This is a genomic window from Adlercreutzia sp. DFI.6.23 (genome assembly GCF_024462535.1).
Classification (GTDB): Bacteria; Actinomycetota; Coriobacteriia; order Coriobacteriales; family Eggerthellaceae; genus Adlercreutzia; species Adlercreutzia rubneri.
Window position 1 is genome coordinate 1 of the sequence record NZ_JANGBP010000838.1, and the last position, 286, is coordinate 286.

Genomic DNA, 286 nt, shown 5'->3' on the forward strand with positions numbered 1-286 from the left:
CAACACGCTGATCACCTCGTACTCCGGCAACTACTCCGGTGTCGGGTTTGCCATTCCCGTGAACTACGCCATCAACTTGGTCCAGCAGATCATCGCCGGTGAGACGCCGACCCATGCTCAGCTCGGCGTGAGCCTCTCCACGGTGAGCGCGGCGACGGCATCCCGCTACGGCCTGCCCGTCGACGCCGGCGCCTACGTGGCCGCCGTCACCCCCGACTCCGGTGCGGCTGCGGCGGGCATAGTGCCTGGCGACATCGTCACTGCCTTCAATGGACAGGCGGTTGAG

1 protein-coding gene is annotated in these 286 nt (G+C 66.4%); it reads left to right on the plus strand.

The window, feature by feature from the left end:
- Positions 1–286: S1C family serine protease (locus NE591_RS15685; protein WP_256157152.1), on the plus strand; the 286-nt coding region annotated here is incomplete at both ends.